This window comes from Cerasicoccus arenae (assembly GCF_014651635.1).
GTDB classification, from domain to species: domain Bacteria; phylum Verrucomicrobiota; class Verrucomicrobiia; order Opitutales; family Cerasicoccaceae; genus Cerasicoccus; species Cerasicoccus arenae.
This window is the reverse complement of sequence record NZ_BMXG01000010.1, coordinates 43,900-69,280: the sequence shown is the minus strand read 5'-3', so window position 1 is coordinate 69,280 and position 25,381 is coordinate 43,900. Positions and strand designations below refer to the sequence as shown.

Genomic DNA, 25,381 nt, shown 5'->3' with positions numbered 1-25,381 from the left:
CCGCATGCCCCGCACTTTACTGGGGTTCAATCTGCACTAGATCGAGCGATGAGCATCATTCGATTCATCGGCATCGGAGTTCATTACGTGGTCAACACGTTCCTGGCTCTGTTCCTTGGCGGAATGCTCTTCCTAGTCGTTATCCTGCTTCGCGACGGCGAAGTCCCCATCCCCTCCTTTCTTGTTGATACGCTAGACGAGGAACTGGCGGATCAAGGATTCCGTGTTGAGTTTGACCGCCTGCAACTGGATCTGCGGGGAATCATTTTTGCCCACAGCACGCAGATATTCGCTGAAGGCAACACCGACCCGCTCTTTGAGTCCGATCTGATGCTGGTGAAGTTCAGCATCATCCGTTTGCTCGTCGGAGAATTTACACCCTCTGAAATATCATTGGCAGATGCTGCACTTTATTGCCCAGCAGTGATCTCCCCCAGCGGACAGAGGGAGCCCATGGTCCACAACCTCTACATTAATGCCCGACGCCAGGGGCAAGACTGGTTGCTCGACACCTTCATCCTGCAAATGCTGGGGGCCCGGGTGCACATCAACGGTAATGTCTTTACTCCATTGCCAGGGATGGAATCCAAATCCCATGACAAAAAGCTGAATATCGACGGACTCTACATGGAAATCTGCCGAAGTCTCATTGAACTACAGGAGCCATTTTCAAAAATTGAAGACCTCATTTTACGGATCGAGTTAAGTGGTGAGCGCAAGGCTCCCTTGGAGATCCTCGCTCAAGTCTACATGAGCGGATTTTTCGACGAAGCCACCAAAGTCAAACTTGGGGCCGGCAGCAGTCGCTTACGCGCAAAACTTGGGGTGGACGGGATTTTGCGGCCGGATGGCCTCGGGCAGGTCTCCCTCAACAGCCTACAATGGCAAGACGATGTTGAGACAGGTTTTAGCGAAGCGCACGTCAGGCTGGACAATGGACTGGATGGCTTTACCAGCATGCCATTGGCGGCAGAAATCTACAGCTACAACATCAAGGCGTGGGGCCTGCCGTTTGATGGTGCCTTTGGTAGCCTGAATCTCCGCGACCTAAAAAGCACTGGAACAATCAAGGGCCACATCATCCTCAAAAGCGGGCTAAATTGGCTCGCGGTCGATGGTCCCTTTCATCCGAAAGACGAGAGCGGAAGCCTCAATATTCGAGCCCGCTGGAACCCTACCTTTTTCCTGCAAAGCACCGAAATCCCCGCTGAAGACATCCCAACCGACATCTCCATTGCAGGTCGCCCTTATTGGAAAGCCTCCGTCGATTTCCTGCCTGGCCTGAAACCCAGGAATTCCCAATTCGACGTGCGCTTTAACCAACTGAACTATCATCAGCTTCATCTGGAAGCGGCGCGCGTGAAGGGGCGCATAACCGAAGACGAAATTGAGCTATATTCCGTGGACCTCTACGCCAGGGACTACGCGGTCAAAGGCAACTACCAGCAGCAATTTTCGACGGGCAATTACCGCTTCCAGGCCAAAGGGACGGTCTGGCCGAGCGATCTGAATATCTTCATCCCTGATCAGTGGTGGAAAGATCTCTGGGCAGACTTCACCTTCAACCAAACGCCGCCCGAGGCCGAGATCGACATGTCCGGTCAATATGGTGCCAACGGTGCAAAAAATAAAATCTACGGATCGGCAAAGCTGCGCGATGTAAAATACAAAGACGACCCCATTGATATGGCACGTTCGCGCATCTGGCAGAATGTTCAACACCTCGACTTATTTGACTTCAATGTCGAAACCAAGGATGGCCGAGCAGCCGTCGAGCTGCATTGGGAGTATTTACCCAATGGCGAGAATGACTACATTTCCTTCTTGGCGCGCACGCATCTACCGCTGCTCCAAGGAGCCAACATGGCAGGCCCATCCGTCGTTCCCATCGCAAAAAAGTTCCCCAGTGACGAGATTCCTTATCTGGATTTAGCGGGCATCGTTTACGGTGAGCACTCGATCCACGCCGACGATCTTTACGTCAAGGGAAGCGTCTTTTTCCCCGGACCTTTTGAATTTGAGGATGTGCGCTTCGACAATGGTAGTTTCCTCTTTGAACTAACGCCCGAACAAATTAAGGTCAGCCAAGGACGCCTTGGCCTCGGTGGCGGGAAAACCGCTCTCTATACGGTTGTCCAGCGCCAACCCAATGGCGGACTCTACGTGGAAAACGCAAAAATCAGCATCATCGACGCCAAGCTCTATGGACTCTACGAAGCGATCCCATTTCTGCGCGTCGCCCGAGCCAAACAAGAAGCATTGGAGAGAATCAAGGCCGCCAAGAAAGCCCGTAGCGACAAAGACAATGACGACGATGATGATGACGACAAAGCACCACGCACTTTTGAAGAACGGTATGCTGGTGATGTAAAACTTTTCTTCGACACGCATGGTCAATTGCCTGACTTGAACACCTTCTCCGGCAGCGGAACGCTGGTGCTAACCGATGCCAATCTCGGCCAGCTTCACTTGCTCGGCGGCCTCTCCAGCTTCCTATATTCAATTGGCCTCCATCTGGGCACGCTCAACTTTACCAATGCCCAAACGGATTTCACACTGGCCCGGAGCAACCTGAATTTCCCCAATGGCCAAGTCTCAGGCGCAACCGGAGAAATCGTGACCAACGGCAACTTCAACATCGATCAGGAAAGCTTGGATTTCTTAATATCGCTCCACCCCTTTGGCAATATGGAGACACCGATCTTCGACGAAATCTTCTCCATTTTCAGCCCCCTCGCCAACTCCATTGAAGTCCAATTAACCGGCACGTTGACCAAGCCGGACTATGAAGTTTCCGTAAAACCGATGGGTGTCTTTTTCGGACAGGCCAAGGTGGAAAATCTCAATGCAGATGTCATCCCGCCTCTGAAAAAAAAACCGAATCAGGCGACGACAGACAAATCCTCGCAGTAGCGAATCGCGTCTTTCATTCGAGTAACGCTGTGTTTGCGCACTCCCTTCAGGTGAAAAATATCTGTAATTTTCGTCCCATGATCGTCCATTTGGTTGGCGAAAATCCGTATTATCTGCCTGATCGTGGTCTTTTCGTATTGTGACCACAGCTCACGCAATGCGTCAATCGCGTCAAGCTGGCTACCGTATGTTTCGCGCAAGTCAATGATCAGGCTGACCGGCTCATCGAACAATTCGAGTAAGGGAACAATATCCTCACGAATATGCCGGATCGTCTGCTCGTTGAGCTGATCCCAAATCGACAAGAGAATGTATTTCTTCTCCAGATTGCTCGTGATCAGAAAATGCTTATCTACCATAACCAAGTTTAGACATTTAATTACGACAAAAATTCCATTTTTTCTGCCATGGGCATTGTTTCCCTGCATATTACATCCGGAATGCCACAATCACTGATATTCCCAGTTTCAGGGCATTTTTTTCCTTAAACGCGGGAATAAGGCCTTTTTTCAGTTAAAAATAGGCATTGCGCCATCCGACATGGCGTGCCTAACTTCTTCGTTTTCACTTCACGGTAAAAGCCGCGACCTGCTCGCACACCTCTATTTTGCGTATGGATATTAAGGAGATCAAACAGATCGTCGATCTAATGAAACGTTCGGACCTGACTGAGTTCGAGCTTGAGGAAAAAGAACTCAAGCTACGAATCTGTCGCAATGGCGGAGCCAATGGCGGCTTCACTGTCGCTCCGGTATCAGTTGGCGCACCGCTCAGCCCGGCTCCAGCAGTCGAATCACTGGCAGCTCCAGCAGCCCCAGTCGCCGCTAAGGATGAACCAGGCGTTATCTTAATTAAGTCCCCTATGGTGGGTAGCTTCTATCGCTCCCCCACTCCGGACAGCAAAGCGTTCATTGACGTGGGTTCCAAAGTGAAGCCAGACAGCGTTGTCTGCATCATTGAGGCCATGAAAGTGATGAATGAAATCAACTCCGAAGTTTCGGGCACAGTGGTCGAAATTCTCGTGGAGAATGGCCAGGCCGTCGAATACGGACAAGCTCTGTTCAAGGTTAAGGCCTAATCGTTTTTTCACGGAAAGCGCCACCGCCGGTTAATTACCGGAAGGGCGCCAGCGTAATCCCATGATCCAAAAGATACTTATTGCCAACCGGGGCGAAATCGCCCTGCGCATCGTACGCGCCTGTCGCGAACTCGGCATCCGCACTATGGCGGTCTATTCCGAGGCGGACGAGCAGAGCTTGCACGTGCAACTGGCCGACGAAGCCATCTGCATCGGGCCTGCGGCCTCCTCCGAAAGCTACCTGAAAGCTGATCGCATCATCAGCGCCGCCGAAATCGGCGACGTGGATGCGATTCACCCCGGCTTCGGTTTCCTCTCTGAGAACGCAGAATTCGCCGAACAGTGCGAAAGCTGCAACATTAAGTTCATCGGCCCGAAGTCGGAAACCATCCGCCTGATGGGAGACAAGTCGATGGCCAAGGAAATCGCCAAGCGCGCAAAAGCACCGATCATCCCTGGCAGCGACGGCCCCATCTCAGACGAGAAAGATGCCGTTAAGGTCGCCAAGGAAATTGGTTTCCCAGTCATCATTAAGGCAGTCGCTGGCGGCGGCGGCAAAGGCATGCGCTTGGCTCACAATGCCATGGCTTTTGCCAAGGAATTCCAAACCGCTCGCATCGAGGCCGAGAAAGCCTTTGGCAATGGCGATGTCTACATCGAAAAATACATCGAAGAGCCGCGCCACATTGAGTTTCAGATTCTCGCCGACGAACACGGCAAGGTAATCCACCTCGGCGAGCGCGATTGCTCAGTGCAACGTCGCTACCAAAAGCTGATCGAAGAGGCACCTTCGCCTTTCCTCGATGATAAGCTTCGCCAAAAGATGGGTGCCGCCGCGGTTCGCATTGCTCAGGAATGCGGTTACCAGAATGCTGGCACCGTCGAATTTCTCGTCGATAAAAACGGCGATTTCTTCTTCATCGAGATGAACGCCCGCATTCAGGTGGAACACGGCGTAACGGAAGAAGTCACTGGCTTGGATTTGGTTAAACGCCAGATCCGTATCGCAGGCGGTGAAGCCATGGAGCTGGACCAAAAGGATATCAAAATCCTTCGCCACTGCATTGAATGCCGTATCAACGCAGAGGACCCAACCCGTAATTTTGCGCCCTGCCCCGGCGAAGTAACCTTCTATTACACGCCCGGCGGTCACGGCGTGCGCGTGGACTCCCATGTCTATCAAGGCTACGTAGTGCCTCCGTATTACGACAGTATGGTCGCCAAACTCATGGTCTACGGCCGCACCCGCGAAATCGCGATGGACCGCATGTATCGTGCGCTCAATGAATACATGATCCGTGGCATCAAGACCACCATCCCATTCTGCGCTGCCGTGATGAAGGACCCCGTGTTCCGTGGCGGAAACTACACAACGAAATATATCGAAGAATTCCTCAGCCGAACACCACGAGATGTCTTCACCATTGACGACTCAATGTAGCACTCATCAAAAATTGTGTTTCAGTGCGCAGGTTTTTTCGTTAAGAGAGAGATTGATTTAAAGCGGTATATGCCGTAAACATTTGGATATAAATCACAATTATCATGCCAGCTAAAAAGAAAGTTGACGCTCCAATTGACGAGCCGGACCCACATACGATTCCAGTCCCAACCGAAGAAAGTGATTCGGAGGACGAGATTAAGATCACCTTTCAGGTCGTCGCCAACATCGTGAAAATGTCCACGATGGAGGTTGAAGGCGTGTATTCCGTCAAGGACGGTGCCGACGGCATCTGGGAAACCTTTGGTGGTCGCAAAAGCGAAAAGGGTGTCGAAGTCATTGAGAACGAGGCCAGCGAATACATGATCAAGATTCACGTGGAGCTGCTATTTGGCGTGAAATTGGCTGAGACTGCCAAGATCATCCAACAGCATGTCCGTGACCAAGTCCAAACCATGACTGGCAAGAACGTCAGCAAGGTAGACGTATTTATTGACGGCGTGCGGGAGGTAACCAAAACCGAAGAGCCCAAGGATACTTGGAATCCACCACACACCGACTAGTCAGGACCGTTTTAATTTATGGAAGAAAAACTCAAGGAGTGGCTACGCAGCATATACGAAGCAACGTTTTCGTTTGCCAATCCTCAATGGTATTATTGGTGGCTTGGCGCTGCTGGCATCATCTTGGTGCTCATCATCATGTGGCGCATCAAGCGCTCCCGACGTAACTTCCGTGTCTTTCGCGATGAAAGCGGTGTAGCCGAAACAACCAACGCCGCCCTTCGCGACCTCGTCCGCATTGCCTGTGACGGTGTAGAAACCGCCAGCAAACCCCGGATTGATTTCAAGAAAAAGCATGGCCGCATCAATGTTCAGATCCGTGCCAAGCTCTACCAAGGGCAGCGTCTTGGCGAAGTGCGGGACCAGATGCGCCGCCGCGTTACCCAGATTTTCCAGGACACTCACGGCATCCTCATTGGTGATGTGAGCTTCACCGCCACTGGCTTCAAAAAGAGCAACCACATGCCGGAGGTCACGCCACTACCCGAGCCTGTTTCCGAAAAGCCTACGCCAGAGCAAATCGTTCCCGTTGAGCCTCTGAAAGAGCCAGAACCCGAGAAAAAATCGGCCTTTGGTTGGTCCACTCCCAAAGAGCCAGAGGGGCTCAAGCCGATCAAGGAAGAATCCAAGCCAGAACCAGAAATTGAAGAGCAGAAGAACAAAAAAACCGGACTGTTTGGCGGTTTTGGCGGTAAAAAAAGCGAGCCCGAAATTATTGAAGAGTCTAAGCAGGAAGACTTGCTGGCCGATGACGAATTTTCCGCACTTTTGTCCGAAAACGACGAAGATTCGGAAAAAAAGCGCGACGATAAAATCTAGTCGCGGCAATGAATACTCTTTGGCCGACGCCACCACGCGTCTATGGCATACTAGATACTGGCTACACCAATCGTGAAAACTGGGTGGCCAAATGCCAAGCCCTCCTTGACGGTGACGCAGACATTGTCCAACTTCGCGCAAAAGGGACAACCCGCGACGAACGACGACGCTTGCTGGAAGCCGTCCTCCCACTCTTCGCCCTGTCACCTGTACCTCTCGTGCTCAACGACGATTGGGAACTCGCTGCTGAATATGAATTAGTTGGCACCCATGTGGGACAAGATGACACACCCATTACCGAAGTCCGGGCTGCACTTGGCCCAGATCGCGTAATCGGCCTCTCAACACACTCCCCCCACCAAGTGGATGCTGCCATCGCGCAAGCCCGCTTGCTGACTTACTTTGCCGTCGGCCCGGTCTTCGCCACTCCAACCAAGCCCGACTACACTCCAGTTGGCCTTGAGCTCGTGCGCTATGTCGCCAGCCTCCCCCCCCCCCCCTTGCCCTGGTTCTGCATTGGTGGAGTCAAACGAACAAATGCACACGAAGTGATTGCTGAGGGTGCCAAGGCACTAGTCGCTGTTTCAGACCTACTTCTGGCCAAGGACACAGCTGCTGCCACTCGTGAGCTACGTTTTGCGTTTGCTTAAACTATTCCGCGCTAAAGCGGTAGATTGTCGTCGAGCGAAAATCTTCTCCCGGACGAAGAACACCAACACCTAAATCCGGCGCATTGACCGCATCAGGGTACTCCTGTGCCTCAAGACAAAAGGCACTGTGTTTTCCGTAGGAACCCGTCTTGCCAGGCTCGCCTTCTTCCATCTGAGAACCAGTGTAGAACTGGATATAGGGCTCCGTCGTTAAAGTCTCCAGCACTCGTCCCGTATGGGCCTCGCGCACGCGCGCTACCAAGCGTGGCTCAATCGTGCGACCATCCGGCAGGAAATACCCGTCACCATGCCCTTGATGCAGCCGATCCACACGATCGCCAATCACCGCAGGTTCCCGAAAATCACTAGCGGTGCCGTCCACGAGAACTTTTTTGCTTAGTAGCGTCATCTCGTCATCAGCCAGCGCACATTCATGCGCAAATATCTGAACTTCGTGGTCTAAGATTTGGCCTTCTCCCTGCCCTTTTAGATTAAAATAGCTGTGATTTGTGACAACCAGCGGAGTAGCCTTGTCCGTCACAAATTGATAATCGATCCGCAGCTCGTTATCGGAGGTAACGGCATAATCCACCTGGCAATCAACATTCCCTGGGTAGCCATTGGCCCCATCTAGATCACGATGCCGCAAACGAAGCTTTTCCTGACCATCCTCGGTAATGACAGACGACAGCCAAAGCTCTTTGTCAAATCCCTTAAGTCCACCATGGAGATGATTCGCCCCATTGTTCAAAGCGAGTTGGTAGTCCACTCCATCAAGTGTGAAACGTCCACCAGTAAGCCGCCCCGCGACTCGCCCCGCGATCGCTCCCATGTGAGGGTGTCCTGCAAAATAGCCGGCAAAATCGGGCTTACCAAGTACTACATCGGCCAAGATACCATTACGGTCAGGAACCTCAATGGACACAACAATGCCCCCAAAGTCCGTAATGCTCACGGTCATGCCTCGTTCATTGGTGAGCGTGAATAGTTTTACTGGTTCGCCACTTGGCAGGGCACCATAAGGTCTTGAAGTAATCGTCATATCTAGATCATTCTGGCCATCATCAGTTCCGGCGGCTAGACCAATTTTAACAAACCTAGCTGGGTCTATTACTTCGCTCCACGCGATTCTGCACGCAGCCTCGACGGCTTTTACTCAGAGGTGACGATGCCCGATCGATAAGCCTCGCGAGTTGAGAAAAGCCACTAGTCCTTTCGGACAAAAATACTGACGATTGGATGACTAACCTGCCTGAGGCGAAACCGAAGACTGAGCCTGAGACCTGAAAACAAAGTTCAAAGACATCCCTGCAACAATTAGCCCCAGCAAAAACATGCTAACGCAAATCACTTGAAGAAACGTCCCAATCTCATGGTCAAATGCCATAAAGCCAAGCGCGGTCAACGGCGTAAGCATCATGAGCAATGCGGGTATCAATGCGAATTTGTAGGCGATTTTCCGGTCCTTCAGATAGACCACGAATGTAATCAAAGCGAGACCCGCCATCATTTGATTCGTGGCACCAAACAACGGCCATAAAACTGCCCAAGCTGGTTTTCCGTCGAAAGTCTGGTAGGCGAAAACACCAGGAATCAACACCACTGCCAAAGTGCCCAAATAGCGGGCGCTCTTCCCCTCCCAATTGAGCATTTCTTGTAGCAGAAAGCGAGATAGCCGTGTACAAGTATCCAGCGTAGTCAGCAAAAAGGTACTCACCGTAAGGGCGGTAAATTCGCGCCCAAGTTCTTGAGGAATGCCCAAAGTGTTCATAAATACCGCAGCTCCCGTAGAGAATATTGCAACCGGACTCTTACCCTCGATATCGGCACCACTAAGCACCGCAATTGACGCCAGTGCAAACACCGCCAAGAGAGCCTCCACTAGCATCGCGCCATAGGCAACTGGACGCACATCACGCTCGCGTTCAATTTGTTTGGAGCTCGTGCCACTCGCCACCAAGCTATGAAACCCACTGCAAGCCCCACAAGCCACCGTCACGAACAGCACTGGAAACAAATAACCCGGATTCGCTAAATCCGTCGTAAATCCATGGAACACCGGTGCCTGGATGGGATGACCGCAGAAAAACAGGCCAACTATTCCCAAGATCATCATCGCGTAGAGAAAAAGTGAGCTGAGGAAATCTCGCGGCTGTAACAGCAAATTCACCGGCATCACTGCAGCCACAAAGCAATAGCCTAGTATGAGAGTAAGCCAAACATTCTTAGAGATACCTTCAGCTGGAAAATAATGCCCCAGCGCCAAGCCAGCAAAAGTTAGCGGGATGAATAACGCGAGTGTGACGCCCCAAGGCAAGCCCTTCAGCCGCAACACAAGGCCGAAGGCAACGGCACAGAAAATAAACCATCCAGACGATGTTGCAACTTCAGGGGTGCCAGCAAATGTCGTTGCGGTCAAATCGAGGAAAACGATGATGACATAGACCAGCGCCAACAGCAGAAATGTGCGAAAAAACTTTGCGGTGCGTAAACCAACCAATAGCCGGGTAATTTCCGATATTGTGCGCCCACGGTTTCGCAGAGACATGAGCATACTACCGAAATCATGCACACCTCCAATAAACAACGCACCCACAAGAATCCATATCCAAGTCGGACCCCAACCAAAATACTGAGCCGCCAAGATAGGCCCAACGATCGGACCAGCCCCAGCAATGGAAGAAAAATGATGTCCGAAGACCAAGGACGCACGGGTGGGCACAAAATCAACCCCATCGTTTTGAACAACCGCTGGCGTCTTCCGGGTATCATCCACTTCACAGCGGCGACATAGAAAGCGCCCGAAGAAGCGATAGCCCACCGCAAGCACTAACATTGAAACCAACAGAATCGTTACCAACATAGTCTGACCAACCTACCTAAATAAAACCGGGCAGCTTGATCAAATTGGCAGCAACTCACCAGAAAAAAAATTGTCGCCGCTTACGGGGAGTCAGGATGCGCCGGATACAACTGACGGGAATTACCCCGACCCCGGCCCGTGCGACCAATTGGACGATTAGCGTTTTGCTTGTCCGAAAAATTCGTTTCGTAGGCGACGTATTCCGGTTTCTTAAATACTGATGCAGTAAGCGAATCGTTACTTTTAAACATCTCAGCTAACGTTTTTTGCTCTGATTTATCGAATTTTTCTACCGTGCGACGTAAGTATTCGCGGTTATTTCCTTCGCTGGCATCTCCAGGTCGGCCGATAGGATGATTCGTAATGAACTTCTCGTTATGATGCGCAGGATCCGTCGAACTTGTAATAACACTAATAGGGAGAGCAACTGTTGAAAAAGCCGGTCTCGCCAAATCTCTCAGCAGAAATACCGGGACAAATAATGGGCGCAGCAAAAGCGGTATCTCTGCAGCGCGGTCTTCAACCTCAACTGCTTTAAATGAACCCACACCAGCAATTTCGCCCGCTGAAGTTGTTTTACTACTCCGTAAATTATCATCTGAGTAATTCAGGTAATCGAGCCCCTCCTTTGTCGCATCCATGTCAAAATAAACCTGATTCGATTCATTAACAATGCTTTGCGCATAATTACTCACTGAGAACAGAACAATGCAGATGGCGAATAGAGCGACGTATTTCATTTTCCGGATACGCTGTAGAAATGTATTTGGGAGTTTAAAAAAATTTCCCGACTTTCGCCGGGAAATTTGTAAAAAATGGAATTATTAACAATAATTGAACTATGCCTTACGGCGACGCACATAGGCTAGACCAATAACAGCAAACCCAGTAATCAGTGCATAGACTGATGGCTCTGGAATCGCTCCACCCTGAACTTGGAAATTATCCATCACAAGCTCGCTACCAGCAGTCACACCAGTAACAACACCGCGAAGATAGATATCACCGGAATAGTTACCACCGAAACCATCCAGATCGATGGTGAAGAGGTCACCGCCAGTGCCCAAGCTGTTATCAATGACGTGTACATCACCAGTAGAAAAGAAATCTACCCCATTAAAACTGTAATCCCAGCTTATCGTTGCATCTACAGCACCCTGCGTAGAAGCAGCATATTGAACTAACGAACCGGCATCGAGGAAGTTGAATGATTCTCCATTCGTGTCAGTGACAAACAATAACGTTCCTGGATTGCTAACGCGCATAGCAAACTGATTGGCAGAAGAACCAACAGGACTGCTTCCAAAATTAGGTCCAAGTGGACGCGAAATAATAGAAAGACCTGACGTCAAGTTATTCGATTGGCTGGAAACCGTAGTTCCTGCCGCACCATCAAGATAAGTAAGCGTGCCATTCGAATTGTTAGCACCATCACCTGTGATATCGCTATATAGCGAAACAATGCTATTAGAATCGACGCCGAAACCACCTTGAATGGTGTAAGACTGACCACTAAGGATGTAGTTACTAAAATCCCATCCAGTGATGAGCGATGCGGCGGAAAGATTGGCGGTAATCAAAGCCGCTGATCCGAGTATAGTAATGAGTTTCATATAAATTTGATTGGTGCTACGCCGGAGGATAAAACTCCGACGTAGCGATTAGATTGTGATTATGAACTAGAAGATTGACGATCAATGAATTTATTAAAGTCCGTCAACATCGAGACCATCTGCACGGTCAGGGATCATGTCCAGATGGTTAAGGGCCGTCCAACCGGTCGTCCAAATAGTAGCAGTTGTGTCTGGGTCAAAAGCACCCTTATAGCTAGCAGGTGTGAAGTAGTTGCCAGTGTAGCCAACGCCCAAACCGAATGAAGGGAATACTGCATATTCAGTAGCGCTACCTGTTGGCACAGGAATCAGGCCGTTCGTGCCTACGACTTGGCTATTACCCAGAAGTGTAATGGCAGTCGTGTTATTGAATCCGCTGGAGATCACCGTGCCTGCATTCGCAGTTGTGCTAGGTGAGTTGAAGAATACAACACCCGAGAAGTCGATGGTATCATTCGCGATACGATCCGAGGAGTTTGTTCCTGGGAAACCGCCATTGCCGAATGCAAAACCTTCAGTTGGGAAGTTGTAGACGATGGAATTGTAGAGGTTTCCACCCCAGCCCGTATCAGCATTCAAGCCCTTATTGCCATTGTCCGACGCACCAACAAAGGTCATATTGTAGAAGGTCGGGTAAGTCAGCGGGAGGCCAGTCGAGTCAAAGCTGCTGGAATAGTCGTCGCCGTCCCATTCACCTGCATTACCGCCACCGAAACTTGGGTATGTGGTGTTGTTGGCCATAATCGATACCAGATACTGAATGGCACCGGAATAGCCTTGGTCAAGGTCCAGACCATCGTCTTCGACGAAGGAAATCAGAATGTGATCCATGAAGCTGGTGCCACCGAAAATTTCGATACCATCATCCGCAGAGCAGTAGATTTCAATATACTTAAGTTCGGTGCCGTAACCAGCAGAACCCAAGGTTAAACCCTGAATTTCATCACCATCAGCCAAAATATCACCATTGTGACGGATGGAGTTGTAGATTATCCGGCCAGAGCTGTCATTGGGGTTTGAACCACCATAGTATGCATTGGCACCAGCGCTAGCAGGGAGGCCTTCCAAAGTGCCACGACCAACAAGACCTGGAGGACGAGTGCCTGCTAGGTTATTGGGAGCTTTACCAAGAAGTGCAACACCACCCCAGAGCTTGGTTGTATTCGTACCAGAGATCTGAGGAGCGAGCGGTGAAAGAAGCGGGCTTGGGTCGAGCCAGACTGGAGATTGATTTCCTTTTACGTATTTCGCAAAGGAACCAATCGTTCCAGTCGCAGCAGTTGTCCAAATAATTGGGGCAGTAGCCGTGCCGACTGCGTCAATCATGCCGTCTTCTGTAACGATCAATGCACCAGGAGCGTCCGAAGTGCCTGCAACAATACGTGGCTGGCCACGCATAATGGTGCCTGCTGGAATGGTCAGCGTAGCGCCATTATTAACGAAAACAACCGCGGGAAGGACGAATTCAGTCTCTCCTGGGAAAGCAGTGCCCAAATTAAGATTGGTATCAATCTCATAGGAGGGAGCTTGGCCAACGCCATTATTTAGCTTGTTAATACCAGCTACCGTCTCGTCGAGATAGGTAATGCCGGAAGCGAAGGGCGCCGCGCATAACGCGGCGAGGATTAATTGGGATTTATGTTTCATATGTGTAGAGTAAATCAAATGAAGGCCGCATTATCTATTATCTCTGCGTCAGACTAACGTCGTTGATGTTACGTTTTCGTTAATCGATTTGATTTCTTGAATCGGATCCCCCTAAAACGTGTATTCCATCGACATAGTGACATCCATGCCCTTCCGGTAGCTGACTCGTTGAACAGTAGGGACAATAATATTTTGGTCGTAGCTAACGCCACGCGGAGTATCGGTAACGTTCTTCAAGGCCAACTTAAATTGGAGGTTTTGCGTAATCATCTGTGAGTAGATGATGTCCAATTGATAATAGGCGTCGTTGTATTGGTCAGGCACACCAATATTGCCCCCAGTACCTGCCGCCGACAGCACCTGACTCTGGGCATAAAGAGCAATTGTAAAAGTAGTGCCCATATCTGGATTTCTGTAAGTGAAATCAGCATTGATAATATACTCCGGCTGATCAAAAAGTTGGCGTTCACTTGGAGGACTCAACACATTACCCGCGCTATCCACGTAATACCCCTGAGGAATTCTTCGCGATGGATCAAAGGGATTATTGTAAGTGTTAATCAAGTAAGTCGAATTGACGTCAGCTGGCACGCCTACAGACGCATTCACCATGGTGAAATTTGCACCTATGCTGAAGTCTTCCAACGACTCATCCCAGAAGCCCAAGTTTTTGCGTACTTCCACCTCGAAGCCCTTAACAATAGCCCGATCAGGATTATTGAAATATGAAGTGATTGTTGAACGTGTGTTGGAGTCCTGTAGCAGAATCTTCTCAATGGGGTTCATCACATCCTTGTAAAACAAACTGACTGCAACGATATCACCGTTATCCCAGATATATTCAGCGCGAAAATCCCAGCTCTCAACCTCGGATAAATAGAGGAATGGGTTACCCAAAACAACATCACCCGTCACAAAATCCGTTGAGAAATATGGGCTTAATTCGCGAAAAGATGGCCGGGCAACAGTCTTAGAATAGGCGGCGCGCAACACGATATTTTCAGTCGGCTGATAGACAATAGATAGACCTGGAAGGATACGATTGTCGTCAATAATTCCAGGCTGCCTACCAGCTCCCGCCGGCACGCCTAGAATGTCGCCATTGGTAATGGTTGAACCACTTGACGTCGGTTGAGCCCAAAACGAAGCGGCGTCAGTCGTGCCATAATTACCAATACCTTGTGAATGCATATCGGTCGATTCGAAGCGAGCACCCATCGTTACTTTGAGTTCCTCAATGCCAAAAGGAACTGTAAACATTCCATAATAAGCTTTAATTTTTCTACTAGTTTCGGACTCCGAGGGCTGCGCGAAACCAAGGCCCTGATTCAGTGCGACACGCTCGTCGAAAAATACAGCTGAGAGCTCCTCAGGCGTAGATCCCGTTATCGGAGAATTCGGCGCATTATAAAATCGATCCTCCTGATCAGTCGTGCGTTCAGAATTCTCGTAGAAGAATCCACTCTGCAACTTACCGTCAAAACCATTCTCGAACTTGAAATCATATTCTAAATCCGCCCGAGCAAAACGTTGGTCTTCATCGATACTGCGCCAAGTGCGGCGAAGCTGGTTACTAAAATCTGCTCCATTGCTATTCTGATAAAGGCCAGTATTAACATTATACATATAGCTATAAACTCGCTGGTCCGGCTCATCCTGCGAGGCTTTCGCGTAGTTAATCGCCCAATCAATTTTTAGGTCATTCAGTTCAGAAATCACATGGTTGCCAATGAGCTGTGCAGAAATCAACTGGCGCTCTCGGTAATAAAGGATGTCCTGATTCAAAGTCGTACTGTTATTACCTCCCGCACCGATCATTCCAATATTAGTTAGCGAATCATTCTGCGCCGATTGTCCAGCAGGGATATAGCCATTGGATTTCCGTTGGGAAATGGTGGTGCCATTTTGACTAATGAATCCAACTGCACGTATAGCATTTAATCCCTCCTTGTCCAAGTCCATCCCCACTGTACCTAAACCGCCAATAAGCACATCGCCGGTCGACTGAACCAGATCGAAGTAACCTGTAGATCGTGGCAAAGTCCCAGTCGACAAAGAACCAGGGGTAAAAAGAGGGCCACCATTCGGGCGGGCGGGGTTGTAGCCTGGCGGAATAGTCGGACTAGAAGGAGAAGGCGTAGGAGGGTTCGTCGAACCGAATCGATTCTGTGTATTGCCAGTGATTGTTGTGTAAGATGAATTATAGCTACCACCGAAGTAGTAGCCAAGCTTTCTATCAAACACTTCAAAGGAATCACCAATGCTACCCGAAAACGTTGCTCCAACCGGTGGGCTATCCGACGTGGCCGCAAAAGGCGCATAGGGAAGTGGTGTTGTCAGGTTTTGCTTTGTCGAAGGAACGGGCGCGAAATCACTCTTGGCCGTTCCAAAAAGATAACGATTCGAATTTGTAGGATAACGAAGATAGTTCTTTTGGGCGTTGGAGTTGAATTTAACACCACCTTTGAAGGATGACTGGAACTCATCCGGAAATTCCTTGGTGATTATATTGATCGATCCGCCACCACTATTACCGGGGAGATATGGCAGAAAAGTCTTTTCCACAACTAGGTTATTCACGAAACCCGATGGAAACAAATCAAGTTGAACGCCTTGACGCGTAGGGTCGGTGCTAGGAACGGGAACTCCGTTTACCAATGTATTTACGTAACGGTCATTCAAACCTCGAATCACTGCAAATTGTCCCTCAACCAAATTAACTCCTGGTATACGCGTAATTGCCTCAGCAACATCAGATGCACCGTATTTTGAAATTTCCGTTGAAGTCAGAAAATCAACCGATGCGGGGGATTGCTTGCGTAAAGCTTCTAACGCAACACCCTGCTGACCCAATGCTTGGCTAGACACTTCGAACTCTTCCATCTCGAATACATCCTGACTTGTCTTTTCTGACCCAACAGCCAGTGGCACATCTATCTTGGTCACATCATTCGGCAGAACTTCAACATCACTCACGATCCGTGGCGCGTAACCATCCTTAAAAAACTGCAATTTATAAATACCAGTTGGCACATCACGAATGCGATAGCGGCCTTTGCCATCGGTCACCACCGATGATTCTTGGGGAGACTCATCGCCGAAAATCTGAGCTTCCGCTCCTGGAAAGAGCAGAGTGATGCTAACACCCGAAAGGAATGCACCATTACCTTCATCAATCACTAAACCAGAAATGCCACCCATTGGACCCGGTTCTGCTGCACTATTGGACCCGGTTTGCGCGACCGTTGATCCAGCTTCTGCTCTCGTAGGTTGACTCTCTTCGGAATCAGATTGCTCAGTCTGAGCGAACACAATATTGCTCGAAAAAAGCAGGCTTAAAATAAGGATGTATCTTTTGTACATGTTGATTCAGCGGGGCAAAGACGTTATGGCGAGACCAAGTCACCGGATTCCGCATTGCCGATTTCCGAATACATTAAGTCGATATTCGGGCGTTCAATAATTTTTCCGTTGGCATCTACCAAGATGATCGCTGGAGTTGCTACCGGGCTCTCGAAATGGTCAAAGGATTTAGTGAGTGCTGAGCTATATGCTGGCGACATAACCAGAAGGCCAGTCAGCCGACTATATATTTCCGGATCTGATAGCACGTCAGTTTGCGGCATTAAAATTACTCGGTAGCGGGGACTACTCTTCTGTCCGAGAAGATCACTTGCACGTAATTTATCGGCGAAACCCAGTGTGAAATTTTCGGGCTGAGCATATACAAATAATAGCTGATCCACGCCTTCTTGCCACTTCGATGGGGGGCGAACAAGTTTGTCCGTATCAATAAGCGAAATTGCACCACCGAACATTAGAAAATAATTACCAATTGGTGCGCTCCCTTCATTGAGCTTATCCTTTGAGCGTTGGTAAAAATCGGTCTTATCCAGCGCAACCCAATGCACGCCACGACGCCCCATGTCGATCAATACCTGGCCGTCTTCAACTCGAATCAGAACTCCTGGCAGACCCGGATCGAGTGTGCGGCCTTTAGATTCAGCACTTTCCACCAAACCAACTCTGACTGGCCACAAGGACGAGTCCTCTGCTGCGCGATTTATATAATCATCAGTAGAGTCACTTGCCCAGACATGCGATTGCGCCGAAAATACGGCCATCAAGATTAAAAAATATCTCATCCTTCCTCCTTCAGATCAGGGAAAATAACATCGTTTTGCTCGGTAATTACACCGCCTCGCTTAACAACAGCCTTCTTTACCAACCCATCTTTTTTCAGGGAACTCAATTGGGCATCGCCGACAACTGCAACTCCCTGAGCCTTGCCGCTCGAAGAACGAACGTCAGAAATCTCAGTGGTTCGATTGGGTGAAAACCCTGAACCGAATCTACCAACGACCGCTACTGGATGTATTTTCATTCGAGGCGGCCTAGCGTTTACATCAGTAAGCACCTTCCGAACATTCAAAGTCTCAGGTGAAGCCTCGCTGAGACTGACAATCTCGGAGTAAGTCAGCCCAGATAAATCGTCCCCCGCCACTAATGTGTTATCCTTACCCATTCTTGCGAAAGCTGGATCTGCTCCGTAGTCAACGGAATCGGGCAACTGCAAATGAAGCAATTCGCCATGCCTCGTGCGAATCGTAGCGATACCCGATTCCCAATCAAAATCAACTGCAGTAAGCGCACGATTTTTTCCACTAGAAGCAAAATACATTTGCCCGTTTTCATGCTTCAGCGTCAGCCATAGCTCATCATCCATTTTCAGTACGCCAACCACGGCATATTCCCTGCTCAATTGAGTGTCCTTGGCCTCGCCCGCAAGAGCCGACGAGACAGCAGCAACTGTCAGAACCTGACAGCAAGCAAAATGAATCAATAACGTGAGGGCTCTCATTTTGAATGACTAACTTTAGGCGCGCATTGCGCGTCTTACACGGATCAGAAAATCACGAGTTCGGGCATCTTCCTTTATCTGCAAGGCCCCTTCGAGTAATTGAGCGGCTTCTTTATACTTTCGTTCTCTCACGAGCATCTGAGCGTGCTTAACCATCGAATCGTATTCAAAGCCACTAATTTTCTGAGCACGCTTAAGTAACAGATAGGCCTGCTCCTGATCATTCTCTTGGCCGCGCTCACTATAAATCGTGGCGAGTTCGATAAGAGCTTCCCCCTGCATCCCGTCTTGCTTAACAATGTCCTCCAACACATTGATCGCCTCGTTTGCATTGCCCAAAGAACGAGCCAGAGACGCCTGAAGAATTAATATTTCCAAATTCTGATCATTGGAAATTTCTCCTTCATACGTAGCCAATGTTTGTTCTAAAAGTTCCTTTGCCTTCTCGGGCGACCCAGTCTGATTAAGCAATTTCGCAGAGCGGATTGCCAACTTTACACCCCCTTGATTGCCACTTTTGTGCATCGCCTCTACGTATGCGTCTAGGGCAAGGTCAGCAATTTTCATGTTCAGGTAGATATCTCCCAGAAGCCGAAGACTTTCAGTATCGGCTTCATTCATGCTACGCACCATTTCCAAATTAACCGCAGCTGATTCCGGCTGATTTTCCGCGAGATATGCATTCGCTTGAAGGAGCCACAATTTTGAATCGCTAGGATTCTCCTTGATCAGGCTGTTAAACAGAGCAATCGATTCGCCATTACGCCCAGTTTCAATGAGAACTCGGCCCACTCCTAACTTCCAATCAATAACATCGGGCTCCATTTGTATTGCGTCTCGATAGCATTCCTCGGCAGCAATAAAATCACCTTCGCTAAGGTAGCCGTAACCCATCAATCCTTGCGTACGGCCATCCATCTCACCCAGCTCAGTCGTGCGGCTAAGGTGCTTCAACGCGCCCTTCATGTCTTGCTCTTGCATCAACAAAAGGCCCAGATTTTTGTGGGCACGCATATAATCTGGGTGCTTCTCGACTGCGATTAAGTAATACTTCTTTGCGCTGTCAGTGTCACCAGTTTGAAAGTATAAATTTGCGAGGATGAAATTTAGAGCCGCACTGCTATTTTCATTCGTGCCAGCTTCCAACTGAGCAGCAGCAGCCTTTGGGTCAGCCTTCATTAAATCAATTAACTCACGCAACACCTCAACCTCTTCCGCAGAAACCTTGGGCTCCAGAGTCGATCGAAATCCATAACTACCCAGAAAACGCTTCTGCCATTCAGGGTCATCGAGTACCGATGGCGCGGATGGCTCGCCTGGCAATTTAGCACCCGAAGATGTTTGCCCATTCGCGGTTACGGCGACGACTCCAAGCAACATTAAAAGTATTAGTTTTTCCTTCATTATGATTTAGCTTTTATTAATAACAATTGGAATGGGCAAATTGGCCTTCGCTCGAACAGGCTTCCCCTGCACTGTTGGCGCAGAAAACTTACGGCCACGAATTTCACGAAGCACATACTCGTTGAACGCCGGCAAATTCGAGTTGGCAACACGAGCAAGCGTTACCGATCCTCGCTCATCCAATTCCACATAGACGACTATCTGCCCCTTAACTGGCTTCATTTTGAGGCTCAGGGGAAAGTTAAACTCACTCCGGTCCAGCAATTTTGGCGGCTCGTCCAAATCAGAAAAATTAAATAAATCGTCCGAGCTCAACTGCCCGACTGTAGAAGTAACATCCGGCAGTGAAAAGTCCCCGCCAATGCCTCCGCCTTGTCCAGGATTAATGGCGATCGCTAGTTGATCCAGAGAGATATCTGGCGGAGTCATTTCCATCTCAGGTGGGGGCGGCTCCTCTTCTTCGGGTGGCTCGGGCTCGATCTCAATATCCTCAACTTCAGGAGGATTCATTGCGATTTGGCGAGTCTGAAGCTCGTCTTTTGGAGCCTTAATATCACCCACTAGCGGGGCAATGCCCATAAGGATGAACAAGCCGAAAGAGAACGCCACGCCACAGACAATCCCCAGCGGCAAGTCAGATCGCGCGGCGGGTATTTGGAAGCTCTTTGGTGAATTGCTGGCCATACTAATCCTTAAATGTCGAGACACTGATTTTTTTGGCACCCGCGTTTTTCACTTCCGTCCAAACTTTAGAGAAGACGCCATGGTCAGCGTTCAGGTCAGCTTGTATGATCACTGGAATATCGCTTTGCTTTATCTGCTGTTTCACTTGTGATGACACGCCAGAGATACCGATTTCCTTGCCTCCGTAAACAACCCGATTGTCCGCTGTAATCGCGATGATTATGCTGTTCTTTTCAAGATCTACATCGGAGATCGCATCAGGTTTGGAAATTTCGACACCCGGCTCTTCCACGAAAACGGTGGTTACAATAAAGAAGATCAGCAAAATGAAGATACAGTCGATCATCGACGACAGATCGATCGCTGTTTCCTCATCGGGTTCATTCATTATACTGCGTCCGGCCATGCTCGTGATCCTAGTTTGTCGTGGTGAAGCTTAATTGCTGTGCACCGCCCAAGGTTGCCTCATCCCAAACTGAAATCAGCACGCCATGGCGCGAACCCTCATGGGCGCGAATGCTTACTGGAGTTTCGGAATTTTTCATCCCCTCCTTCACTTTGGTTTTAACCTGCGAAATCGGAATTTCTTCACCATTGATTAGAACCTTATTGGAGGAAGTTATCTCAAGCATGACGACTTCGTTTTCCTCATCGTTATCCGAAGGGCTGCCAGCATCAGGCTTGTTAACTTCCAAGCCAGTTTCTTCAACGAACACTGTCGTAACGATAAAGAAGATCAGGAGGATGAAGATACAGTCGATCATCGACGACAGATTGATCTCTGTTGTCTCCTCATGCTCAGATAGTAAACTGCGACGTGCCATTGGGTTAATCGATTTTAAGTTCGCTGAGCGTTAGACACTCCAATCGCATAATATTCGCTTCCAAGCTGTGCTTCTGGCGCTGAATGATCATCACAATGAAGAGACCCGGCAGCGCAATAATCAGTCCCGTGAGTGTCGTTAACAGCGCTTCGGAAATACCCGATGCCACGACACCCGCAGTTTCCCCGCCGGCACTCGTGGCAAGGCCAAGAAAAGTCTGAAGCATGCCGATCACAGTGCCAAGCAGACCGAGCAGCGGCGCAGTGGCCACCAGAGTATTGATAAACCGCACACGGCGATCAACCAGATTTAAAAGAGCCATCCGAACTTCATCAAAGCGATTGCGAATTTGCTTGGCTGAAGAGATGTCAGTCTGCGTATAGCGAATAATTTCCGCAACACGCCCTTTTGCTCTTTCCGGAAACAAAACCCATTCTCCCCATAGAAACTCGTTACGCTTCTGTAAGCTGGAACGCCTAACATAAAGCATTAGCTGGAAAGCTTGGACATAGAGCAAACAAGCAAGGAAGAACAGCGGGTACATAACCGTACCGCCACTGGACCAAACCTCGATAATTTTTTCAAAAGTTACACCTTCCATGGCTTACCTTAATGCGTCGATTCGGATCCGCCCTTATTGTCATGACGACGACTCATCACACCATTAACAAAAGCAACAGCACCTTGCTCGAGCAGACCGAGCTTACGCTTTGCCATACGTGAAAGCATACCGTGTAAAATCAAAACAGGAATCGCTACGATCAGGCCCAAGGCCGTCGTTACCAGCGCCTCGGAAATACCGGTGGAGAGGCTCTTCGCGTCGCCTGTTCCAAAAATCGTTATGAGCTGGAACGTCTTAATCATACCGATAACGGTGCCCAAGAGACCCAATAGCGGAGCAGCGGCGGCCGTGATTGCGAGGAATGGCAAGAAGCGCTCCAAATATGGACGTGCCTTTAAAATCCGCTCAAACATCATCTCCTCTAGAATGCCACGCTTCTCCTCAGAGTTAACAACTCCGGCGGCCAGCATTTCCCCAGCGGCACCGCCAATACTATTGGCTTTATCTTGCGCGGCTTTCATGTCGCCCTTGTCGACGTCGTCCAGAATAGCGTCAATATGCTTGGGCATCGCCACTTTAAAGCTGAAGATTTCCGCGCATTTAAATAATGCCAAAAAGCATGCAATGAAACCAAGACCAATAATCACATAGCCAACCTCGCCACCGTCTTCCACGTAAGCCATCAGGTGCTTCTCGGCTTTAGCGACTTTGATTGCTTTACCAAGCGTCGAGTCGAACGGCATATTGCCAGCGCCCGTTTGAATGGCTTTGGAGATGCCCTGATCAACCGAATCAGGCAAATCAACCACGACCGGATCAGCCGCATTAAGCTGCGTTTCCACTAGGCCATAAACCTGGCCGTCATTACTAGAGAAAAAGACCGATGGGCCCATGAACGCGAATTTGCCATCGACCAACTCCATGTCGGGACTCAGTGCAGCCCCCTCGTAAGCATAGCCACCAATTAAATTCTCTACCCGCGTCATCGCCGCTTCAATAACGTCAAACTGCAGGGCGCGCTTTTGTTCGGGGCTCAAATTAACATTCGTCGGCGCGAGTTCGGCAGCCGAAATCAATTCCGCATAAGCAGGCAACTCGCTGATGTTAATACGGCCTTCAAATTCAGAGATGAATTCATTCAAGCGATTTTGAACAAAATCGGCTTGGTCTTTCATCTGCTTGACTTGGCGTTCAAGCGAATTTAGGTCGATCGTTCGGCTGTCACGCTGCTTGAGTAAGTTATCATACTCACGCTCAAGCCGAACCACTTTAGTTTCAATCTCACTGACAGCCTTGGAAAGAGGAATCTTCTCGTTGCGAATTTCTTGGTTAACGACATCAAGTTGCTTCAGTGCGTCTTCGAGACGCTCATCCACATTGATATCTTGCGCAATGAGTGGAGCGCTAAGCAAGCCCACTAGACCAAACGTAACAGTAAATGCGTGTATCCGTTTCATGGTTAAAATAATAGTAAACGGTTATTTAATCTTAATGGGCAATTCAACGAACTCGATGACATCAACGTTGCCTTCATACATGTCCATGAAACGCTTCGCCCCGCTCGCGATTTCGTTATGTTCCACCCAGACCCAACCATCGGGGCCTGGCTCGCCAATACCAGCCATCGTGCCTTTTGCATCTACGTAGACTGCAAAAGCAAAACCCCAGTACAGTGTGAGTACCTGAATCTTCTTGCCGCCGACATCGCGCGTTTCACCAAAAAAGTGAGCCGAGCTGTTAAATTTTTCTGCTTGGCCGAGAATGCCCAAAACAGTGATCAGCCGCTGCCCAAGCGATAAATTGGTTTCTTCTGGCGAATCAGGGATACGCACAATGAGCTTATCCAGCTTTCCGGTTAGTGGCTCAGGAAACAGCTTGATCAGCTCCTTGACCTGAGCCTCCATGGCCGAAATCTGTTTCACAAGGTCTTCATCTGCTCGTTGCAATTCACCACGTTCCAAGAGCAATGCCCGGCGCGCGTTATCTGCTTCAGTTGAGGAATCCTTCAGCTCGGTGATTTTAGCATCGAGCGATTCCGCTTGTTCCTCGAGTAAATCGCGGGTCGAAATCAAAAACTCCTTATCAATCGCCCATTCATTGGCTTCCTTGGAGATAATCTGGCGTGTTTCCACCCACTTGGCTAATTTGGCCTTGGAGTCTGCTGCGTCGCTCTGGCCGAAAAGAGACGACCAGGCCAAGCAGCAAGTGAGGCCAGAAAGTGCGATAAACCGAATGTTCATAACTGATAAATTCACGATAGGGCAAAACGTAGAACAGAAATGACGCAGCTTGACTAGCGGTAGCTTGTTAAACTTGTGTCACATATTACGAACAGGTTACGGACTCGTAACCCCACCGACATAAATGCCTCAAATTTACCGTTTTGGTGCAAATTCGACACCGATCTTCAACAAACCAAGGCCACCAGCCCGATTATGAATCCCCACTTTTGCCAAACGATTTTCTCGTAAAATCGATTCACCCGCAGCTTGATCTTACCAGGCACGAAGAAACCCCGGCTCTCCTAACCGGCCACATGCCAACAGTAATAAGGCTCTCAAGATATTAGTCCAAGATATCCATTTCCTTGGACATAATCAGACGCTTTTCATGCAAAACCTAAGGCTTTGTAGGCCTTTAAGATAGAGGGCGAATTGTCATAACGATTTCCAATCGCACATGAAGCTTGCTCAAGCTGGCGATGATTTTCTAGCTGACGAAGAAGTGGGAGGCATCTGACATGGTTATGGGGAAGATGATCCTTTTGATTTTCTAGCGAACGTCAAAGAGCACGCAACACTATCAGCGGGGGCGGGCGGCGATAAAGGGGTTAGCATTGTAATTAGAGAAAATCATCGAAACAGGGCAGCTGGTAGTGGTTGCATGACGCGGCTTGTTAGCCTTTTCCTTTCTCGTTGATTAGCTCTGGCGTTCCAACATTCATACGGTGCGAAATATCGCTAGTTCGTTCAAGCGGTTGCTCCAAGTATTGGCTAATTGAATCCCGAATTTTGGCTTTTGAGAATCCCACTGATTGGAGAATCTCAATGCGTTCCCGAATCACCTCGTTTTCTTTGAGCAAGTTATCTAGATCCATTCCGCGCCGCGTGGCACCGTCGAATCTGCGCTCATGCTTAAGTTGGTCACGATGCTTGAGATAGTCCGCAATAAGCTTCATTGGGTTCCAATCTCCAATTATCTCCCAAAAGCCAGGAGAGTTAATCATAACTCTTCCAAGTCGCGGCTCTTCTTCATGCGGTAGGAATGGCTCATATGAAAACCTCAATGCAATCATCCGGTCTTCGTGCTCTGGCCCTGCTGTCATAAAGAAGCGAACCGAAGTATATGCTATCGCGTATTCTGTGAGAATGCTCGTGAACTCCGAAACGAGGAGATCATCGTGAACCGGAATGCGGAGTCGTGCGAATTGCTTATTCATTTCTTCTGGAACGTCAAGAT

23 protein-coding genes are annotated in these 25,381 nt (G+C 49.2%); 6 read left to right on the top strand and 17 right to left on the bottom strand.

The features are described from left to right. Positions 1–48: 48 nt before the first annotated feature. On the top strand, positions 49–2,913 hold the full coding sequence (locus tag IE065_RS09535) for a hypothetical protein (RefSeq protein ID WP_189514397.1): 2,865 nt from the start codon (positions 49–51) through the stop codon (positions 2,911–2,913). Here the strand turns inward: IE065_RS09535 and IE065_RS09530 are convergent. Continuing rightward, on the bottom strand, positions 2,883–3,272 hold the full coding sequence (locus IE065_RS09530; protein ID WP_189514395.1) for a hypothetical protein: 390 nt from the start codon (positions 3,270–3,272) through the stop codon (positions 2,883–2,885). The two genes, IE065_RS09535 and IE065_RS09530, sit on opposite strands and share 31 nt — an antisense overlap. A 254-nt stretch (positions 3,273–3,526) precedes the next feature. Here IE065_RS09530 and accB point away from each other — a divergent pair, with 254 nt between their 5' ends. The 5 genes from accB to thiE all read left to right on the top strand — a co-directional run bounded on the left by accB (position 3,527) and on the right by thiE (position 7,464). Beyond that, positions 3,527–3,991, top strand: coding sequence for an acetyl-CoA carboxylase biotin carboxyl carrier protein (gene accB / locus IE065_RS09525; protein ID WP_189514393.1), 465 nt, complete (start codon positions 3,527–3,529; stop codon positions 3,989–3,991). Positions 3,992–4,052: 61 nt separating this feature from the next. Further along, positions 4,053–5,432 (top strand): acetyl-CoA carboxylase biotin carboxylase subunit, encoded by a 1,380-nt coding sequence (gene accC / locus IE065_RS09520; protein WP_189514391.1) that lies wholly within the window; start codon positions 4,053–4,055, stop codon positions 5,430–5,432. Between the two features lie 104 nt (positions 5,433–5,536). Continuing rightward, on the top strand, positions 5,537–5,995 hold the full coding sequence (locus IE065_RS09515; protein ID WP_189514389.1) for an Asp23/Gls24 family envelope stress response protein: 459 nt from the start codon (positions 5,537–5,539) through the stop codon (positions 5,993–5,995). An 18-nt stretch (positions 5,996–6,013) separates the two neighbouring features. Further along, positions 6,014–6,814 carry a hypothetical protein gene (locus IE065_RS09510; RefSeq protein WP_189514387.1) on the top strand — a complete coding sequence of 267 codons (801 nt, stop codon included), beginning with the start codon at positions 6,014–6,016 and terminating at the stop codon, positions 6,812–6,814. 8 nt (positions 6,815–6,822) lie between these two features. After that, the gene (gene thiE / locus IE065_RS09505) at positions 6,823–7,464 is read left to right on the top strand and encodes a thiamine phosphate synthase (protein WP_189514385.1); all 642 of its coding nucleotides are present in this window, start codon (positions 6,823–6,825) and stop codon (positions 7,462–7,464) included. Position 7,465: 1 nt separating this feature from the next. On the opposite strand, the gene IE065_RS09500 is transcribed toward thiE, so the two are convergent. From IE065_RS09500 to IE065_RS09425, 16 genes are all read right to left on the bottom strand, one after another. After that, the gene (locus IE065_RS09500) at positions 7,466–8,506 is read right to left on the bottom strand and encodes an aldose epimerase family protein (protein WP_189514383.1); all 1,041 of its coding nucleotides are present in this window, start codon (positions 8,504–8,506) and stop codon (positions 7,466–7,468) included. A gap of 201 nt (positions 8,507–8,707) precedes the next feature. Further along, positions 8,708–10,327, bottom strand: coding sequence for a carbon starvation CstA family protein (locus IE065_RS09495; protein WP_189514381.1), 1,620 nt, complete (start codon positions 10,325–10,327; stop codon positions 8,708–8,710). A gap of 80 nt (positions 10,328–10,407) precedes the next feature. Next, positions 10,408–11,067 carry a hypothetical protein gene (locus IE065_RS09490; protein WP_189514379.1) on the bottom strand — a complete coding sequence of 220 codons (660 nt, stop codon included), beginning with the start codon at positions 11,065–11,067 and terminating at the stop codon, positions 10,408–10,410. Between the two features lie 99 nt (positions 11,068–11,166). Then, a complete protein-coding gene (locus IE065_RS09485; RefSeq protein ID WP_189514377.1) occupies positions 11,167–11,940 on the bottom strand; it encodes a hypothetical protein in 774 nt (257 codons plus the stop codon). 93 nt (positions 11,941–12,033) lie between these two features. After that, on the bottom strand, positions 12,034–13,587 hold the full coding sequence (locus IE065_RS09480; RefSeq protein WP_189514375.1) for a hypothetical protein: 1,554 nt from the start codon (positions 13,585–13,587) through the stop codon (positions 12,034–12,036). A gap of 111 nt (positions 13,588–13,698) precedes the next feature. Next, entirely contained in the window at positions 13,699–16,950 is a 3,252-nt protein-coding gene (locus IE065_RS09475) for a TonB-dependent receptor (protein WP_189514373.1), read from the bottom strand. A gap of 23 nt (positions 16,951–16,973) precedes the next feature. After that, the gene (locus IE065_RS09470; RefSeq protein WP_189514371.1) at positions 16,974–17,732 is read right to left on the bottom strand and encodes a hypothetical protein; all 759 of its coding nucleotides are present in this window, start codon (positions 17,730–17,732) and stop codon (positions 16,974–16,976) included. Beyond that, positions 17,729–18,448, bottom strand: a complete 720-nt coding sequence (locus IE065_RS09465) for a hypothetical protein (RefSeq protein ID WP_189514369.1) — start codon at positions 18,446–18,448, stop codon at positions 17,729–17,731. The genes IE065_RS09470 and IE065_RS09465 overlap by 4 nt, the downstream gene beginning before the upstream one ends. A 15-nt stretch (positions 18,449–18,463) precedes the next feature. After that, positions 18,464–19,852, bottom strand: a complete 1,389-nt coding sequence (locus IE065_RS09460; protein WP_189514367.1) for a tetratricopeptide repeat protein — start codon at positions 19,850–19,852, stop codon at positions 18,464–18,466. A gap of 6 nt (positions 19,853–19,858) precedes the next feature. Next, positions 19,859–20,536 carry an energy transducer TonB gene (locus IE065_RS09455; RefSeq protein ID WP_189514365.1) on the bottom strand — a complete coding sequence of 226 codons (678 nt, stop codon included), beginning with the start codon at positions 20,534–20,536 and terminating at the stop codon, positions 19,859–19,861. 1 nt (position 20,537) lies between these two features. Then, a complete protein-coding gene (locus IE065_RS09450; protein WP_229792083.1) occupies positions 20,538–20,924 on the bottom strand; it encodes an ExbD/TolR family protein in 387 nt (128 codons plus the stop codon). Between the two features lie 28 nt (positions 20,925–20,952). Next, positions 20,953–21,360 (bottom strand): ExbD/TolR family protein, encoded by a 408-nt coding sequence (locus tag IE065_RS09445; RefSeq protein WP_189514361.1) that lies wholly within the window; start codon positions 21,358–21,360, stop codon positions 20,953–20,955. Positions 21,361–21,364: 4 nt separating this feature from the next. Beyond that, the gene (locus IE065_RS09440; RefSeq protein ID WP_189514359.1) at positions 21,365–21,961 is read right to left on the bottom strand and encodes a MotA/TolQ/ExbB proton channel family protein; all 597 of its coding nucleotides are present in this window, start codon (positions 21,959–21,961) and stop codon (positions 21,365–21,367) included. Between the two features lie 8 nt (positions 21,962–21,969). Next, a complete protein-coding gene (locus IE065_RS09435; protein WP_189514357.1) occupies positions 21,970–23,379 on the bottom strand; it encodes a MotA/TolQ/ExbB proton channel family protein in 1,410 nt (469 codons plus the stop codon). A 21-nt stretch (positions 23,380–23,400) separates the two neighbouring features. Continuing rightward, complete coding sequence (locus tag IE065_RS09430; protein ID WP_189514355.1) at positions 23,401–24,162, bottom strand: DUF3450 family protein; 762 nt, start codon at positions 24,160–24,162, stop codon at positions 23,401–23,403. A 656-nt stretch (positions 24,163–24,818) separates the two neighbouring features. Further along, the gene (locus IE065_RS09425) at positions 24,819–25,361 is read right to left on the bottom strand and encodes a hypothetical protein (RefSeq protein WP_189514353.1); all 543 of its coding nucleotides are present in this window, start codon (positions 25,359–25,361) and stop codon (positions 24,819–24,821) included. Between the last annotated feature and the right edge of the window lie 20 nt (positions 25,362–25,381).